Annotated in this window: 16 protein-coding genes and 1 other RNA gene; all 17 read left to right on the top strand. The window is 58.3% G+C overall.

Going from position 1 to position 16,203, the window contains the following annotated elements; all coding sequences use genetic code 11:
• Positions 1-12 precede the first annotated feature (12 nt).
• The 17 genes from BLU71_RS25765 (at position 13) to BLU71_RS25685 (ending at position 16,104) form a co-directional block, all read left to right on the top strand.
• Positions 13-837, top strand: coding sequence for a (Fe-S)-binding protein (locus BLU71_RS25765; protein ID WP_083354197.1), 825 nt, complete (start codon positions 13-15; stop codon positions 835-837).
• The gene (locus BLU71_RS25760) at positions 834-2,291 is read left to right on the top strand and encodes a LutB/LldF family L-lactate oxidation iron-sulfur protein (RefSeq protein WP_083354196.1); all 1,458 of its coding nucleotides are present in this window, start codon (positions 834-836) and stop codon (positions 2,289-2,291) included. The genes BLU71_RS25765 and BLU71_RS25760 overlap by 4 nt, the downstream gene beginning before the upstream one ends.
• Positions 2,288-2,959, top strand: a complete 672-nt coding sequence (locus BLU71_RS25755) for a LutC/YkgG family protein (RefSeq protein ID WP_083354195.1) — start codon at positions 2,288-2,290, stop codon at positions 2,957-2,959. The genes BLU71_RS25760 and BLU71_RS25755 overlap by 4 nt, the downstream gene beginning before the upstream one ends.
• Positions 2,956-5,766 carry an FAD-binding and (Fe-S)-binding domain-containing protein gene (locus tag BLU71_RS25750; protein ID WP_083354194.1) on the top strand — a complete coding sequence of 937 codons (2,811 nt, stop codon included), beginning with the start codon at positions 2,956-2,958 and terminating at the stop codon, positions 5,764-5,766. The genes BLU71_RS25755 and BLU71_RS25750 overlap by 4 nt, the downstream gene beginning before the upstream one ends.
• Before the next feature lie 129 nt (positions 5,767-5,895).
• Positions 5,896-6,174 carry a hypothetical protein gene (locus tag BLU71_RS25745; protein WP_064364510.1) on the top strand — a complete coding sequence of 93 codons (279 nt, stop codon included), beginning with the start codon at positions 5,896-5,898 and terminating at the stop codon, positions 6,172-6,174.
• A 98-nt stretch (positions 6,175-6,272) separates the two neighbouring features.
• Positions 6,273-6,661: a transfer-messenger RNA gene (ssrA, locus tag BLU71_RS25740) on the top strand.
• Between the two features lie 167 nt (positions 6,662-6,828).
• Positions 6,829-8,064 (top strand): tyrosine-type recombinase/integrase, encoded by a 1,236-nt coding sequence (locus BLU71_RS25735; RefSeq protein WP_083354193.1) that lies wholly within the window; start codon positions 6,829-6,831, stop codon positions 8,062-8,064.
• A gap of 280 nt (positions 8,065-8,344) precedes the next feature.
• On the top strand, positions 8,345-9,184 hold the full coding sequence (locus BLU71_RS25730) for a hypothetical protein (RefSeq protein WP_083354192.1): 840 nt from the start codon (positions 8,345-8,347) through the stop codon (positions 9,182-9,184).
• A gap of 88 nt (positions 9,185-9,272) precedes the next feature.
• Positions 9,273-9,593: a helix-turn-helix transcriptional regulator gene (locus BLU71_RS25725; RefSeq protein WP_083354191.1), complete on the top strand. Its 321-nt coding sequence runs from the start codon at positions 9,273-9,275 to the stop codon at positions 9,591-9,593.
• The gene (locus BLU71_RS25720) at positions 9,590-10,198 is read left to right on the top strand and encodes a hypothetical protein (RefSeq protein WP_083354190.1); all 609 of its coding nucleotides are present in this window, start codon (positions 9,590-9,592) and stop codon (positions 10,196-10,198) included. Before BLU71_RS25725 ends, BLU71_RS25720 begins: the two co-directional genes overlap by 4 nt.
• Positions 10,195-10,500, top strand: a complete 306-nt coding sequence (locus tag BLU71_RS25715) for a hypothetical protein (RefSeq protein WP_083354189.1) — start codon at positions 10,195-10,197, stop codon at positions 10,498-10,500. The genes BLU71_RS25720 and BLU71_RS25715 overlap by 4 nt, the downstream gene beginning before the upstream one ends.
• Positions 10,501-10,873: 373 nt before the next feature.
• A complete protein-coding gene (locus tag BLU71_RS27535) occupies positions 10,874-11,032 on the top strand; it encodes a hypothetical protein (RefSeq protein WP_172833297.1) in 159 nt (52 codons plus the stop codon).
• Positions 11,029-11,313, top strand: a complete 285-nt coding sequence (locus BLU71_RS25710; RefSeq protein ID WP_083354188.1) for a hypothetical protein — start codon at positions 11,029-11,031, stop codon at positions 11,311-11,313. The genes BLU71_RS27535 and BLU71_RS25710 overlap by 4 nt, the downstream gene beginning before the upstream one ends.
• Positions 11,310-11,582 (top strand): DUF3077 domain-containing protein, encoded by a 273-nt coding sequence (locus BLU71_RS25705; RefSeq protein ID WP_083354187.1) that lies wholly within the window; start codon positions 11,310-11,312, stop codon positions 11,580-11,582. The genes BLU71_RS25710 and BLU71_RS25705 overlap by 4 nt, the downstream gene beginning before the upstream one ends.
• A complete protein-coding gene (locus BLU71_RS25700; RefSeq protein ID WP_083354186.1) occupies positions 11,579-14,485 on the top strand; it encodes a DUF927 domain-containing protein in 2,907 nt (968 codons plus the stop codon). Before BLU71_RS25705 ends, BLU71_RS25700 begins: the two co-directional genes overlap by 4 nt.
• A 93-nt stretch (positions 14,486-14,578) precedes the next feature.
• Positions 14,579-15,523 (top strand): chromosome segregation protein SMC, encoded by a 945-nt coding sequence (locus BLU71_RS25695; protein WP_083354185.1) that lies wholly within the window; start codon positions 14,579-14,581, stop codon positions 15,521-15,523.
• Between the two features lie 215 nt (positions 15,524-15,738).
• Entirely contained in the window at positions 15,739-16,104 is a 366-nt protein-coding gene (locus BLU71_RS25685) for a histone-like nucleoid-structuring protein, MvaT/MvaU family (protein WP_083354183.1), read from the top strand.
• Positions 16,105-16,203 lie beyond the last annotated feature (99 nt).

The raw sequence follows: 16,203 nt of genomic DNA, 5'->3' as shown, positions 1-16,203 counted from the left end.
GAGACACGCCTGATGAGCGAGCTTTTCTACAACGCTGTGCCGAACGCGACCCGCGTGGCACCGCCACTGCCCGAACCTCGGCAATACCCCAGCGAGATACCGTCGCGGGTCTACCTGTTCGGCACGTGTGTGGTTGACCTGTTCTACCCCGAAGCCGGGATGGACGCGATCCATCTGCTGGAGCGCGAAGGCATCCAGGTCGAGTATCCGCAAGGGCAGAGTTGCTGCGGCCAACCGGCCTACACCTCGGGTTACACCGAGCAGGCGCGGACCGTAGCGCGCTCGCAACTGGCGCTGTTTGCCGGGGATTATCCGGTGGTGGTGCCCTCGGGTTCCTGCGCCGGCATGCTGCGCGAGCATTACGCCGACTTGTTCAAGGACGAGCCGGAGACGTTGAAACAGGTGCAGGCCCTTGCGGCTCGCACCTATGAACTGGCCGAGTTTCTGCTGTTTGTCTGCAAGGTGCAGCTCAAGGACAGCGGCGAACCGGTGAAAGTCGCGCTGCACACGTCGTGTTCGGCACGCCGCGAAATGAACACCCACCTGCACGGCCGCGAGTTGTTGGCGCAGTTGAACAATGTGGAACGGGTCAATCACGACCACGAAAGCGAATGCTGTGGCTTTGGTGGGACATTCAGCGTCCGTATGCCAGACATTTCCGGCGCGATGGTGGCTGACAAGACCCGCGCGCTGAAGGACTCCGGCGCACACAAGGTACTAAGTGCCGACTGCGGCTGTTTGATGAACATCAACGGCGCGCTGGAGAAACAGCAGGAAGCGTTGCGCGGGCAACATCTAGCGAGCTTCCTCTGGCAGCGAACCGGAGGTGCGCAATGAGCACCTCGACGATTATTCCTACGGTCGCCGTAGAAGAAGATTTTCGCACCCGGGCGCACAACGCCTTGGGTGATCAGCAGTTGCGGAACAACTTCCGCACTGCCATGGATTCACTGATGACCAAGCGGGCAGCGGCTTTCAGCGATGCCCACGAAAGAGAACACTTGCGCGCACTGGGCAATTCGATCAAGGCCCGCGCGCTGTCCAAGTTGCCCGACCTGCTGGAGCAACTGGAACAGAACCTGACCCGCAACGGTGTGACAGTGCACTGGGCGGAAACGGTGGACGAGGCCAATGGCATCGTCCTGTCGATCATCCGCGCTCACGAGGCGCGGCAAGTGATCAAGGGCAAATCGATGGTCAGCGAAGAGATGGAGATGAACCATTTCCTCGAGGCTCGGGACATTGAATGTCTGGAGTCCGACATGGGGGAGTACATCGTCCAGCTCGACCACGAGAAGCCTTCACACATCATTATGCCGGCGATCCACAAGAATGCCGGTCAGGTCGCGTCCTTGTTCCACGACAAACTTGGCGTGGAATACACCAAGGACGTTGACCAACTCATTCAGATCGGTCGCAGGGTCCTGCGGCAGAAATTCTTCGAAGCCGACATCGGCGTCTCCGGCGTCAACTTCGCCGTGGCCGAAACCGGCACCCTGCTGCTGGTGGAAAACGAAGGCAACGGGCGCATGACCACCACCGTGCCGCCGGTGCATATCGCCGTGACCGGCATCGAAAAAGTCGTGGAAAACCTGCGCGACGTGGTGCCGCTGCTGTCACTGCTGACGCGCTCGGCGCTGGGCATTCCGATCACCACCTACGTCAACATGATCTCCGGCCCGCGCAAGGAACATGAACTCGACGGCCCGCAGGAAGTGCATCTGGTGCTGCTCGACAACGGTCGCAGCCAGGCTTTCGCCGACAGTGAATTGCGCCAGACCCTGAACTGCATCCGCTGCGGCGCCTGCATGAATCATTGCCCGGTGTACACCCGCGTCGGCGGCCACACCTATGGCGAGGTCTACCCGGGGCCGATCGGCAAAATCATCACCCCACACATGGTCGGCCTGGCCAAGGTTCCGGACCACCCGAGCGCGTCTTCACTGTGCGGCGCCTGCGGTGAAGTCTGCCCGGTGAAAATCCCGATCCCGGCGATCTTGCGGCGTCTGCGCGAAGAAAACGTCAAAGCCCCGGACGCGCCGAATCAGGTGATGCGCGGCCAAGGCAGCAAATATTCGCGCAAGGAGCGTTTTATCTGGAACGCCTGGGCCAGGCTCAACAGCTCGCCGACGCTGTACCGAATCTTTGTCTTTTTCGCCACGCGTCTGCGCGGGCTGACACCCAGCAACGTCGGCCCGTGGACGCAAAATCACAGCGCACCAGAACCCGCCGCGCGTTCGTTGCATGACATGGCCCGCGAGCATCTGGGCAAACAGGGAGAGCGTCGATGAGCGCCAAGCAAAATATCCTCGGCAAGCTGCGGAAAAGTCTGACCGGCACCACGCCGATCGCCGACACCTTCGACGTCGATCTGGTCACCCAGCCCTACACCTACAGCGCCGAGCAACGCATCCCGCAACTGCGCAAACTGATGGAAGCGGTGCACACCGAAATCCACCTGACCTCGGGCGCCGAGTGGCCGGGATTACTGGCGCAACTGCTGCGCGACCGCCAGTTGCCGAGCCTGCTGATCGCTCCGACAACAACCCACGGGCAACGCATCACACAGCACTGGGCGAATAATCCCGATCTGCCAGCGTTGAAATCCTACGACCGGCCGATGGAAGAATGGAAAGCCGAGTTGTTCAACGACACCCCGGCCAGCCTCACCGGCACCCTCGGTGCGATCGCCGCGACCGGCAGCCTGATTATCTGGCCAACCCGTGAAGAGCCACGCTTGATGAGCCTGGTGCCGCCGGTGCATTTCGCCCTGCTCAAGGCCAGCGAAATCCGCGACAACTTCTATCAGGTGCAACAGGAGTTCGAATGGGCGCAAGGCATGCCGACCAACGCGCTGCTGGTCTCCGGCCCGTCGAAAACCGCCGATATTGAACAGGTCCTCGCCTATGGCGCCCATGGCCCGAAAGATCTGGTCGTGCTGATTCTGGAGGATCAATGAGTCTTCCTGCTGATTTCCTGCGTGATGCCGAGCGACTGATTCCGCCAGAGCGGCGCTTCGACGATCCACTGTCGACCCTGGCCTTTGGCACCGATGCCAGTTTCTATCGACTGATCCCGAAACTGGTAATCCGCGTCGAATCCGAAGACGAAGTGGTGGCGCTGCTGCAACTGGCCCAGCGCGACAAGGTGCCGGTGACCTTCCGCGCCGCCGGCACCAGCCTGTCCGGGCAGGCGATCAGCGATTCCGTGCTGATCGTGCTCGGGGATAACTGGAATGCCCGCGAGATTCGCGGCCAGGGCACGCAGATCCGCCTGCAACCGGGCGTGATCGGCGCGCAAGCCAACGCCTGGCTGGCACCGTTCGGGCGCAAGATTGGCCCGGATCCGGCGTCGATCAACGCCTGCAAAATCGGCGGCATCGTCGCCAACAACGCCAGCGGCATGTGCTGCGGCACTGCGCAAAATACCTATCACACCCTGGCCGGGATTCGTCTGGTGCTGGCCGACGGCACGCGTCTCGACACCGAGGACACTGCCAGCGTCGCGGGATTTCGTTCAAGCCACGGCGAACTGCTCGAACGACTGGCGACATTGGGACGCGAGACCCGCGCCAATCCCGAACTGGCCGCGAGAATTCGCCACAAATACCGTCTGAAAAATACCACCGGCCTGTCGCTGAATGCCCTGGTGGATTTCGACGAGCCTGTGGATATCTTGAGCCACCTGCTGGTCGGCTCCGAGGGCACCCTCGGCTTTATCAGCGCGGTGACCTACGACACCGTCATCGATCACCCGAACAAGGCCTCGGCGCTGATCGTGTTCCCCGATGTCGAAACTTGCTGCAACGCCGTCACCGTGCTGAAAAGCCAACCGGTATCCGCAGTGGAACTGCTCGACCGACGCAGTCTGCGCTCGGTGCAGGACAAAAAGGGCATGCCGGCTTTCGTACAGCTGCTGTCGGAAAATGCCTGCGCGCTGCTCATCGAATCCCGCGCCGCCTCGTCGACATTGCTGCAGGAACAACTGGCGCAAATCATGGCGTCGCTGCGCGATTTCCCCGTCGAGAAGCAGGTCGATTTCACCGAAGACCCAGTGGAAAACGCCCGCCTCTGGGCCATCCGCAAAGACACCTTCCCCGCCGTCGGCGCCGTGCGCAAAACCGGCACCACAGTGATCATCGAAGACGTGACCTTCCCGGTCGAACAACTGGCGATCGGCGTCAATCGCCTGATCGAGCTGTTCGACAAACATGCCTACGACGAAGCGATCCTTTTCGGACACGCACTGGAAGGCAATCTGCACTTCGTCTTCACCCAAGGCTTCAACAGCCCGGAAGAAATCGCACGCTACCAAGCGTTCATGGACGACGTCGCGCAACTGGTCGCGGTGGAGTTCGGCGGCTCGCTGAAGGCCGAACACGGTACCGGCCGCAACATGGCGCCGTTCGTGGAACTGGAATGGGGCGGCGACGCCTACCAACTGATGTGGCAGCTCAAACGCCTGCTCGACCCCAACGGCATACTCAATCCGGACGTGGTGCTCAGCGAAGATCCGCAGATCCATCTCAAGCACCTGAAGCCACTGCCGGCGGCGGACGAGATTGTGGATAAGTGCATCGAGTGCGGTTTCTGCGAGCCGGTCTGCCCATCCAAAGGCCTGACCCTGAGCCCGCGCCAGCGCATCGTCATCTGGCGTGATATCCAGGCGAAAAAACGCGCCGGCGTCGACACCACCGAACTGGAAAAAGCCTTCGACTACCAAGGCATCGACACCTGCGCCGCGACCGGGCTCTGTGCACAACGCTGCCCTGTAGGCATCAACACCGGCGAACTGGTGAAAAAGCTTCGTGGCCGACACGCCACGCACCAGAAAACCGCCGACTGGATCGAAGGAAATTTCGCCAAGACCCTGCAAGGCGCGCGCTTCACTCTGCACGTCGCCAACGGCGCGCGAATGATGCTCGGGGCGCCGCGTCTGGCGAAGTTGTCGGCGACGCTGACGCGCTTGTCCAAGGGCCAAGTGCCGCTGTGGACCAACGCCATGCCACAACCGGAAAAAGCCATTCGCTTCAGCCCGAGCGTTTCGGACGAGCGCCCGCGCGTGGTCTACCTGGCGGCTTGCGTCTCGCGGGTCATGGGCCCGGCGGCGGGCGACAAAGAACAGATGTCGCTGTACGACAAAACCCGTGGCCTGCTGGAAAAAGCCGGTTACCAGGTAGTCTTTCCCGACAACCAGGACAACCTCTGCTGCGGTCAGCCATTCGCCTCCAAAGGCTATGCCGAACAGGCCGAGCACAAACGCCAGGAACTGATCAGCGCCCTGCTCCACGCCAGTCGCGGCGGCCTCGATCCGATCTATTGCGACACCAGCCCGTGTACGTTGCGTCTGGTTCAGGACATCGGCGAAACGCGACTGGATCTGTACGATCCGGTGCGCTTCATCCGTACGCATCTGATGGATCGTCTGAACTTCACACCCCAGGAAGCACCGATTGCCGTGCACGTGACCTGCAGCACTCAGCACTTGGGCGAAAGCCAGGCGCTGATCGATCTGGCGCGCAAATGCAGCAACACCGTGGTGATTCCCGAAGGCATACATTGCTGCGGATTCGCCGGCGACAAAGGCTTCACCACACCGGAGTTGAACCGCCATTCACTGCGTACGCTCAAGGACGCCGTGCAGCACTGCAGCGAGGGGATTTCCACCAGCCGCACGTGTGAAATCGGCCTGACCCAGCACGGTGGAATCGACTACCACGGGCTGGTTTATCTAGTGGATCGGGTGACGCGGGCAAAAGTCGTCTGAAGAAAAATAGAACTCTTGAGCGAAGCGGCAATCCACAGAACAGGCCCCGACAAATCGGGGCTTTTCCTCCATTCGGTGGCTCGCGCAGCGGTCAGCGAAGCCTGGATCCCTCAGTTCAAGGAGATACACATGAAGCGTTCTGTACTGTTAGGTCTGTTCGTTACTGCCTCGATGATGGCGTCCACTTCGTTCGCCGCAGACAAGCCTGCCGATCTGTGCGATGCCAATATCCAGACGATCAACAACGCCAAAGGGCAGTTGTCGGCGAACCCGGAATTGAGCCAGCAGGCCGAAAAAAGCGTAAGCAGGGCCCACGCACTCAAAGCCGAAGGCAAAATCGACGACTGCGTCGCGGAAACCTCGCAAACCATCGTGGAACTGCGCAAAGCCACCGGCACCAACAACTGATCCATGCTGACGGGCCAACCTGCGGGTTGGCCTCGTCGGCAGATTGACGTACACTGTGCACGCTTGTTGCCCGATCAGATTCACCGGGCAATGAGTTCGGGGCCGTTTAGGATTCGACGCCGGTTGCGAAACTCTAGGTGCATGCCGACTTGGTAACAGAAGTCGTAAATCCACTGTTGCAACTACTTATAGTTGCCAATGACGACCAATACGGTGTTGCTCTCGCTGCTTAATTGCAGCTGACAATGCTCCTGGTACCTTCGGGTCCAGCAATCATCAGGGGATGTCTGTAAACCCGAAATGATTGTCATATAGAACAGAATCGCCGTGCAGTACGTTGTGGACGAAGCGGCTAAAACTTACACAACTCGCCCAAAGCACCCTGCCCGTCGGGTCGCTGAGGGTTAACTTAATAGACACGGCTACGCATGTAGTACCGACAGCGGAGTACTGGCGGACGGGGGTTCAAATCCCCCCGGCTCCACCAAATAGCAATCTAGACCTGTCTCAGACAGTCTACGAAACTCCCCAAGAAGCCCGCCCTGTGCGGGCTTTCTTGTTTCTGGCTATCCGTCCCTGTCTACCCCTATCCCATCATGCGCTGTATCCTCCCGTGTACCACGGATGTAAATTGAAACTGATGGGTACAAGGAAATGAAGCGCACTGAAATCAAACGTCGTCCTCTGGCTGACACGGTCGTAGCGACTCTGGAACCCGATTCCAAGGAGTACCGCGAGCACGATGGAAACAACGTGTATCTCCGAGTGCGGCCCGATGGCAAAAAGTCATGGCAGCTTCGATACAAGAAGGCTGACGGTAAGTGGTCCTGGATAGGGCTAGGCAGTTACCCGGCAGTTACTGGATCTGCTGCACGACAGAAAGCGACCGAACTGCGGGCTAGTACAGCTGAAGGGAGCAACCCCTTGGCAACGATGCGAGCCAGGAAAGCTGCGGAGTTGGAAAGCGCCAGTAATACCTTTGAGAAACTTGCTCGGGAGTGGTACGCGTCCAAACGAAAAGGCTGGACCAACGGCACCGCCGTTCGAACCATTGGCGCTTTAGAGCTTCACGTCTTCCCAGTTTTCGGAACGCGCTCCTATCGCGAAATCCTTCCGATGGAGTGGATGGACTTTCTTCGCTCGATGGAACGGAAAGGGATCATTGAGCAGACCAGCCGTGTACGAGGAATGTGTCGAGAGATATACGATCTTGCTAGGGTAACCGGCCGGGCAACCCACAATCCGTTGGAAGGCCTTCACAAATTTCTTCAGACGAAACCGGCGGAAAACTACGCCCATGTATCCCAAGAAGAACTGCCTCCGCTGCTCCGAGCAATCCGAGCGTATCCAAGTGCTATGGATATCCGTATCGGCCTGCATCTGCTTTCCATGCTGGCATGTCGTCCGTCCGAAATTCGGGAGGCTCGGTGGTCAGAATTCGACTTAAAAAAAGCGCTATGGACAATCCCGGCGGAGCGAATGAAACGTCGCCGAGAGCACCTAGTGCCACTTCCGCACCAAGCAGTAACTCTGCTGAAAGAGCTGTATGTTTTGACCGGCAGCTACCAGTTACTTTTCCCAGGCCGCAGCGACACAACCAAAGCACGCTCCAACACTGTCTTCCTAATGGCGTTACGTCGCCTCGGTTATGAAGGTCGACAAACTGGCCACGGATTCCGACACATCGCCAGCACGATACTCAACGAGCACGGTTTTGATGAGAACCATATCGAGGCCCAACTTTCGCATGTGAAGGATGGAGTTGCAGGTGTTTACAACAAAGCGGTCTACGTTAAACAACGTACGACGATGATGCAGTGGTACGCGGATTACCTGGACCAGTTAGCTGCCGGAAATGTCGTTCACGGGCATTTTGAAGAAGTGGTATGAACGTGCGTTTCCATATCCGACCAAAAATCGGTGTTACAGGTGTTACGCATGTAACGACCGCTACCAAACGCCTGAATTCATTGACTCTAAGGCTTGTTACACGATTGCGCGGATCTTCGTACACCGCATGTAACTCGGCACAAATGTGTAACGCCAAAACGAGCCCTTTCCCCACTGCGGGCCGCTGCTTACCGCGTACTGAAAGAGGGGTTTCGCTGGTTACGCTCGCAAAATATAGGGCGTGGGATCAAAGCGGAGACGATGCGCGAGCCACTAACCAATGACTACTAACCAAAGCATCGCGCATTCGGCACTTACGTCTGGCTTGAGGGGCTTCCTATCTGACCAGTCGCTTTATGCCCTGTGCCGTGAACAGCTCAATGACGTGTGTTACTTGATCGATCAGTGTTGCCAGCGCATCCAGAGCAGCGGCATCAGCAGCGATCTCAGCAGTATGTGCATCAAGGCGACTATGCATGAGGAAACCATTTTCCAGTACGCCTCTACCGACCACAGAGCGCGCCTCGCGCACTGGGTTCGTCAATACAGCGGTTGTCACGCTGCTTCGGATCGAGAGGCACATGCGGCCTACATCATGGCATGCGCTGTGAAGGCACTCGGGATTTTGAGCGACTGGATGCGTGAAGCCGATCAGAAGGTCTGGTCATACGTGTCGAAGCATCCGACCGACTGGCCTTGGAGCTTCTATTGTAATTTCGTCGAGACTCAGATTGATCCGCGGGAACGCATTGAGGCGCTCGAGCAATATGTGCTTCATCTGGAGCCGATTACTTCACTCCCCTGCCTTATCGATGATGAGCTGACCCCGACTGCAGATAGAGCTATCAAAAACGCCATTCGCAAGAAAGGTGGCGTCGTCAGTGGGATAGGGCGAGCTCAAGACATGACCACTCGCGATGCGGCTATCACTAAGCAGGCCCTTCATTACTTGGCGAGCGGCATGTCACACAGGGATATCACCTCGAAGGTACATTCCTGGCTCGAGCAGGAAGTCGCAAAGCCACCCGCGCAGCGCCCTGAGTGGATCGCCCTTGAAACCGAAAAGGCGTTGTCTCGTAAAAGTGTCGAGGCAATTCTCAAGCGCAACTTCGTGGTGTAAACCTGAAATTTCAAATGGAAGTGAACTGCTCACCGGCGCCCAATCTCTAGACCATTGCTCTCGTCCAAACCAATCGAGAGCAATACCAATGACAAAGAACCTCACCCAATTCCCCGCTCCAACCTTTTCAAATCTTGCTAATCGTTTCGACTCTCCTTCCGCCGTACCAGATCTAGCCACTCCGTTTGATCCCGCCACTACCCTCATTCGCATGCCGCGTCTTGAGATAGCTACGGGACTCAAGCGCTCGACTCTCTACAAGCTGATGCAGTGCCCTGAAAGTGGTTTTCCACGACCGGTAAAACTGAGCAATAGCAACGCACGCGGAGCTCCTGTCGCGTGGGTTCTTTCTGAAGTCCAGAGCTGGGTCAAAAGCCGCATCGAGGCCCGGAATCAGGTGGCCGCATGAAGCGCAATTACTGCCCTTTCAAGGGACCATTCTTTGACTCGTACAGCATCGGATTCCGCCTCTATCAACCTGGTGAAATTAACTGGCGTCATCGCACTATTGCGGGCGTGAGCTGGAACGGCGAAGAGCAAGATGCGTACTTCTTCAGCCCTGACGGTCTCGTGCTTCCACTAAAAGCCAATCCTTGGGAACTGCCCGAACTCATCCGCAAAAATACGGTGCGCAGAGAGTTTTCGAGCGTTCACGGCTCCGGATATTTTGCTATGAGCGAAAGCCGCCTCGCCTCGTTGAAATCGCGGGGCATGACCGACTGGGTTACCTACTGGCTCGTCGATCAATCAGCGGGATTCGCGAACGATCCGGCGGTATGGCAACGGATCATGGATGAGGATCTTGCCGTCGAGAAGACGACAAGCGAGCGCGCTCATCAACATATGCGCTTGACCTCCGACCTGAACGGTTATGTCGAGGAGTGTGTTGCACAACGCCGCGAGCAAATGGCCGTTGTACACCGTCGCCGCTGTGCTGAAGACAGCAAGATCCTCGCTTGGCTCAAAGGCGAAACACCTCCTCCACTGTTCGCTAGTACGCAGGAGGCAGCATGAATCGTAAGATCGCTGATAACGCCTTGATGCATCCGTTCTCCGTACTGCGCCGGATCGGATTTTCTACTCGTCTCATGCAGCGCCTCGAACGCCACCGCAGCCGACAGGAAAAGCGAGGCCGCGTAGTTAGCGTGATGAGTTGGGCCGACGGCACCTGGTGCGCCCTTTCCCTCTACTGCGAAAAAGCCGGCGCGGTGGTCGTCGACGAAGGCCAGCAAACCCAAGCCTATGAAGACGCCCGCTCGATGCTCAGCGGCGGCTTCCTACCCCTCCTATCCCTGCGCTGGGAAGCCCATGCCTGAAACGAAAACGCCTCCGGGGGCGATCCGGAGGCGTTGAGGTCAATCTACATGCACAAACAATTTATGCCGCACCTGAAAAAACCGCAAGCCATCAGCGCAGTTGCACTTTCGAAAGACGGACGTTACTCTCTGGTCGTCGCTGCAAATTCAGTGACCGGACTTGGCCGTCCGAACCGCAAAAGGCGCACAAGCGCCCTCCATCCGAACGCAGGCGCTTTTTTTGTGCCCGCCGTATCGTGTTATGGCGGCTGTGCGTGGGACACCTTCGGGTGTGCCGGGTCCCTTTTGCCCCGGTCGGCCAACCCGCGTACAGCTGTCACCTTTCCTTGCTTGGCCGCAAGCGGTGGCAGCTCCTCAGCAAAAGGAGCTCTACATGACCGCTATCAATCCGTCCAAAATTCGCGCCGCTGCACACCGTGCAATGGCTCTCGCCGCTTTACACGCCAACTCCAGCCTCGCTACACGCCTCTCCCGTTACAACGCTCACATGGCCAAAGCCCGCGCACTCGAAACCGCAGGCGGTGCCCAATGAACAACGCTTTGAGTTTCGCCCTGCCCGAAGACCTGCTCTGCGTGAATCCGACCGCAGAAGCCGGTGTGCCCATCGACGCCATCACCTGCGCCATTGCTCGCGCCGACTCGGTGCTGACGCTGCTTGAAGAACACTTCGAAAACGACTCCTCGCGCCTTGCTAATCACGTCATCGCGGCCGTCCTCTGGGACGTGCGCGGCACACTTGGCTTGATCAAAACGCTGACCTTGCACGGCGACTCCACCTCGATGCCTGCTGCGCAGAAAGGCGGTGCGCTATGACCACCTCCACCACCCTCGGGCATGCCACGTTCACTCGCGTGAACGCCTCCGATTTGAAGTTGTTCCGGGTCAATGCCGGAGTACCGGTCGAAGACGCACTGGAGATGGTTTCCCTGCTGCAGCATCACGCCAACCAACTTAATTTCGACGCCGCCATGAGTGACAGCGGTGAGCGTTTCAGTTGGCCTGCCATGTACCTAGGCGAGATGGCTAAAGCTCTGATCGATGACATCAACGACGCATTGTTTCTGCCGAGGGCTGACGCATGAGCCAACGCCCGAGCACCTCCGCAAAGCGTCTAAGCTTTGCCGACGTGAAAGCCGCCGCACTGAAAGACATTGATCGCGTTCTGTCTCACTGGCTGCCCAATGGCAAGCGCGTCGACGGAGGCAAGGAATACACCGCACCCAACCCAACCCGCAGCGATAAGCGCGCCGGTTCGCTCAAGATCAGTTTGAGCAAAGGCACATGGTCCGACTTTGCCACCGGCGACAAGGGCGGCGACCTGATCGATCTGGTGCGCTATCTGGACGGCGGCACCGACATCGAGGCCTGCAACCAACTCGCAGAATTCCTCAACGTGTCGCCCGGCGGTGCCCAGGCGAAGACAACGCCTGCCAAGACAAAAGCTCCTGAGTGGATTGCCATCCAGCCGATCCCAGGCGAGGCCATGAACAAATGCCCTGCCAAGCATCGGCAGCACGGCGCACCGTCCAAGGTGTGGATCTACCGTGATGCAAAAGGCCAGCCGCTTATGGCGCTCTACCGCTTCGACCTGACGCCCGATGAGGACGGCAAGCCGAAAAAGGTTTTTGCACCACTTACATGGTGCGAGCGCGCCGATGGCCAAACCACGCAATGGCGCTGGCAGGGTCTGCCCGATCCACGTCCGCTGTTGCGACTTGATGAACTCGCTCAGCGCAGTGACGCGCCAGTGGTTTTATGCGAAGGCGAAAAAGCTGCCGACGCTGCCGCCGAACTGCTGCCGAGCCACGTGGCCACCTGCTGGCCGAACGGTTCCAACTCTTGGCATAAAGCTGACCTGACACCACTTAAGGGTCGCGATGTGCTGTTGTGGCCTGACAACGACGACAGCGGCAAAGCTTGCATGAAAACCGTCGCCGAAAAGCTGCGCGAAATCGGAGCCGCCTCGGTCCGTTTCATCGCTCTGGACTCGTTCAAACGCAAGCCCACGCTGAAGAGTGGCCGCGCCGCTTTCGCCAAAGGTGGTCAATGGGATGATGGTGATGACGCTGCCGATGCGCTCACCAAAAATTGGACAGCCGCGCATTTCGCTGAGCTGCAAAGCAGCGGCGAGCTGTTTGGTTTGGTCGAGGAAAAACCATCCCCGGAGCAAACTGAAGCCAAGCCGGACGCGAAGACGAAACCCGCAGCCAAGCGCCCGACAAAATCGAAAACCGACCTGATGCCCGGCGGCTTTCGACTCACGTCAGAAGGTGTGTTTTATGCCGGTGATGACGGTGAGGCGCGTCCGGTGTGCTCGCCATTGGAGATCCTCGCCCGTACTCGCGACGACAAAGGTCAGAACTGGGGCTTGTTAGTCGAATTCGACGATCCCGACGGCGCCAAGAAACGCTGGAACATTCCGGCGCGCACCATGACCGGTGACTTTGGCAAAGACGTGCTCGGCCCGCTGGTGGACATGGGGCTACGTCTCGCCGGAAGTCGGTCAGGGCGTAATGCACGCAATGATCTGCAGAGTTATCTCGGCGGCTTCGACAGCGCCCAACGGGCTCGACTGGTCACGCGTTTAGGTTGGCATGACACGGCGTTTCTACTGCCCGAGCAGCAGGTTGGTGCGCACAGCGAGCACCTACACTTCTACGAAGCCGGTTCGCAACTTCCGCCAATCAGCGAAGCGGGCACGCTTGAACAATGGCAAGAGCAGATCGGCGCGCTGTGCGTCGGCAATCATCGTTTGGCATTTGTCGTCGGCGTGGCCTTCGCGGGGCCGCTGTTGCACATGCTTGGTCATGAGTCGGGCGGCTTTCACTTGTACGGCGACAGCTCCGGCGGCAAGACCACCCATTTGCAGGTCGCCGCCTCGATCTACGGCGGACCGCGACTGGTGCGTTCGTGGCGTTCCACCGACAACGCGCTGGAGTCTATCGCCGCCGCGCATTCCGACGGCCTTCTGGTCTTGGATGAAATCGGCATGTGCGACCCGCGCATCATCGGCGAGACGGTGTACATGCTCGGCAACGGCACAGGCAAGGCACGCGCCAACGATCGAGGCCAAGCTGGCCGACAGGTACAGGAGTGGCGCCTGCTATTTCTCTCCACCGGCGAGAAGACGTTGGCCCAGCACATGGCCGAAGCGAACAAGGAACTAAAAGCGGGTATGGAAGTGCGCATGCTTGCTGTCCCGGCCGATGCCAGCAAAGGCCTCGGCATGTTCGATGTGCTTAACGGTTTTGAAGATGCAGCGGCACTGTCCGACGCGCTCAAAGCACGCGTAGCGAAGTACTACGGCACGCCGCTCACAGCCTTCCTTACCGCGCTGTGTGAACCCGGTAAGCGTCACGGCTGGGCAGCCATCCTGCGCCGCACGCTGGAAGGTTTTATCGCCCAGTCGTTACCGGCGTCGGCCAGTGGACAAGCGCACCGTGCCGCCGCTCGCTTCGGTCTCGCCGCTGCAGCGGGCGAGTTGGCAACCGCGATGGGGATCACCGGCTGGCCCGACGGGACCGCAACCATCGCTGCTCGCGTGTGCCTCAACGCATGGATGAACGAGCGTGGCGGCGCCGGCAACTTCGAGGGCGATGCAATCGTGGCGCGACTTAGACAGATCATCGAGCGCTTCGGTGAGAGCCGCTTTACGCGTTGGGAGTCGACGGCGGCGAAGATCGACGAACACGGTCCGCGCACCATCGACCGACTCGGTTTTCGTAAGACGTTGGAGCACGGTCTTGGTGATTCCCTGCACACAACCAACACCTACTACGTGCTCCCCGAGTTATGGCGCTCGGAAATCTTCCGAGGCATGAACATCAACGCGGTGAACAAGGAACTGCTGCAGCGCGGTGTTCTGGAACCGGGGAAGGACGGCAAGGCGTCGAGCCTGATCCGGTTACCAGGCCTCGGTACGCAACGTTGCTACATCGTGAAGACGATTCCGGGAATGGATGAGAGCGAGGCTCGGGCTGCCTGAGGGCATCTCTGCTGATCGAGGTAGCGCCGGCTAAATCCCGGCCTCGCCAGCCACTCAGCAAACCCACAATCGAATTGAACAGAGACCAACCACATGAACGAGATTCAAAACCTGAAAGACCGTCGCGACCATCTGTTGAGCGAGGCCGACCAACTGCATGCCGAACTACTGCCTCTTGAGGCTGTGCTGGAAGGCGAGGAAACCATCGAGCCGACTCAGGAGCGCGAACTCCGCAACAGGTACAACGAGCTGAAACGGAGTTTCGATTCGCGCAAAAACAACGCCGACCTTTTGGACAGGAAGATCAGTCGCCGCGAGAACCTTGCCTACTGCGATTCACTGATGGCGGGATACATCGAAGCGATGGATAACTGGACCGCTGATGAACAGGAGTTGAGGGAGAAGCGCCAAAGCCTCAGCAACCGTTTGGAGCAGATTCAGCAGCAGGCGGAAGAGGACATGGCGAGAGCTCGTCAGGCCGAGACGGACGCTGCCACGGCTTACGCGCAGGCAGTCGCCTGGGGTGATACCGAAGGCGAGAAGACCGCCAACACTGATGCGCAGAAGGCGGCGAAGAACCTCACGGTGGCCACCGAACACAATCGTCGCCAACACCTGATCATGAAGGCTTTAGAGCAGGAGCTGGTCACCGTAGATAAATACATCGCAGAAGCACAGGTAAAGCATAAGGGGATAGAGCGCACCGCCCTGCTGCTATCGCAAACGGTACTCGAAGAGAAGTGGAACGAGGCCGCAAAAGCGTTGTTCGAGGTGGGCGGAAAATTGTGGGCCAATTACAACCTGCTTGACCGTGACCAGATTGGACTTATGAAGCTTGCCGTTCCAGAGCAAGGTGAGAACTTTGGGAATTGGACGTGGGAAGAGCTATCAGCTCGTTCGCGCCAATATCGCGCGCGGGACTTAATCCAGCTCGACAGCCTGACGGTACCGCAGTACCTCGAAGATATGAACAATCCAGAACGACGCAAGGATGAACGTAATGAACAAGCCGATACAGAACAGCGCCAGTTGGTCTGACACGCTCAAAACTCGGAAGGCCCATCTCAATGCCCTCTTGAAGACCATCAACGCAGGCCCGGGCAAATCCAGTCCAATACAAACGCTGACGATTAACGCGATCAAATCGGAAATGACCCACATTGACAACCAACTGAACCGTCGAAAATAGCGGTGAACTTATAACTAACTCGTTTTATCTTAATAACTACTCACGATCACTCAAGGGAAAGACAATGTCCAAACTCGCAGAGTACCGCCAGCTGGAAAAACACCTCGCTGAGCAGCTCCAGGCACTGGAAGCACTAAAAGGTGATGACGGACTGAAGAAAGAAATCGAGTTCGAGACCAAGCTGCGCAAGCTGCTTGAACACTATGGTTTCAGTCTGAAGCACATCATCAACATTCTAGAACCGCAGACCACGGCGAAGCGTCCAGGTGCAGCTCCAGCAGCCAGCACACGTAAACCACGCGAACTCAAGGTCTACAAAAATCCGAACACTGGTGAAGTCATCGAAACAAAGGGCGGGAATCACAAAGCGCTGAAAGAGTGGAAAGCGAAACACGGAGCCAACGTCGTCGAAGGATGGCTGAAGAACTAACTCTGCTTAACCTGAAAAAGGGCCCAGTCGGGCCCTTTTTGTTACGAAAGAAAAGGCCTGACATCAGTCCACAGTTGCAGATTTCCAGCCAATGAACTG

This window comes from Pseudomonas moraviensis, from assembly GCF_900105805.1.
GTDB lineage: Bacteria > Pseudomonadota > Gammaproteobacteria > Pseudomonadales > Pseudomonadaceae > Aquipseudomonas > Aquipseudomonas moraviensis_A.
The sequence above is the reverse complement of the archived record's forward strand: the minus strand, read 5'-3'. Positions and strand labels throughout refer to the sequence as shown.